The 889-nt window shown below is 38.5% G+C and carries 2 protein-coding genes; both read right to left on the bottom strand.

Annotation, left to right across the window (positions count from 1 at the left end; translation table 11 throughout):
• Positions 1-14 precede the first annotated feature (14 nt).
• The gene (locus tag ACH0AB_RS11890; protein WP_007115010.1) at positions 15-518 is read right to left on the bottom strand and encodes an IS630 family transposase; all 504 of its coding nucleotides are present in this window, start codon (positions 516-518) and stop codon (positions 15-17) included.
• 31 nt (positions 519-549) lie between these two features.
• Positions 550-852: an IS630 transposase-related protein gene (locus tag ACH0AB_RS11885; protein WP_007115011.1), complete on the bottom strand. Its 303-nt coding sequence runs from the start codon at positions 850-852 to the stop codon at positions 550-552.
• Positions 853-889: the final 37 nt, after the last annotated feature.

Genomic DNA, 889 nt, shown 5'->3' with positions numbered 1-889 from the left:
TATAGTAAAAGAAATTAAAAACTACCACAAATCCACATAAAGTAGAAGAATAGCTTATCGATATCATCAAGTCGCCAATCTTGTCTTAACCTTTTAACCCAAGCCCAAATATGTTCAATGGGATTGAGGTCAGGACTGTAAGGCGGCAACCAAAGAATTGTATGACCTGCTTGCTCGATAAGATTTTTAATATCTTCTCGAATGTGAAATCTAGCGTTATCCATTACAATCAAGCTATGTGGTGACAATGCAGGTAATAACAGATTTTTTGTCCAATGATAAAAGACATCAGCGTTAATATTAAAATCGTATAGCCCTACAGCAAACAGCTGATTACCATGAATCGCTCCAATCGCATTGGTGGTACTTTTTAGCTGCCAGTTGTAGCTATCAAAGCATTTTTGTCCCCTTGGTGCATAAGCATAAGGGCGATAGCTACTAGTTTTAAAGCCACATTCATCAAGGTAGATAATAGGTCGGTTGCTGCTTTGATAGTCTGCCAGTTGCTCGATAAACACTTGACGTTTTATTTCATCTGCCTGTGGGTGTTTAAGTATCTTTTTTTTGAGTGATTTTAAGCCGCTTTAAGGCTATCCCAATTGCTCTTTGAGTGCAGTTGAAACGTACGGCTCGCTCTCGTTGGTAGCTATCAGGGTATTTTTCGACATCTTGCTTGAGTAAAGCCATGTCGATTTTGCCTTTACGAGTTTTAACCACTTTACGTTCTGGTTGTTTTTTCCAGTTTTGTAAAGTGCGTGTGCTGATATTAAATTCTTGGGCAAGGCTACGAATGCTTCTTCCTGCTTTGTGCTTGTCCAGTATCATTTGTCGGTAGTCGGTTGAGTATGCCATTTTGTTATTGTAGCACTTCTATATTTCTTTAACTATA

This window comes from Moraxella sp. 179-F 1C4 NHS (assembly GCF_045370505.1).
Classification (GTDB): domain Bacteria; phylum Pseudomonadota; class Gammaproteobacteria; order Pseudomonadales; family Moraxellaceae; genus Faucicola; species Faucicola tetraodonis.
Note: the sequence above shows the minus strand (reverse complement) of the source record. Positions and strands in the feature narration are given on the sequence as shown.

What these genes read in the sequence shown, in the direction of transcription:
- ACH0AB_RS11885 (WP_007115011.1), bottom strand. Translation starts at nt 852, where the DNA reads ATGGCATACTCAACCGACTACCGACAAATGATACTGGACAAGCACAAA.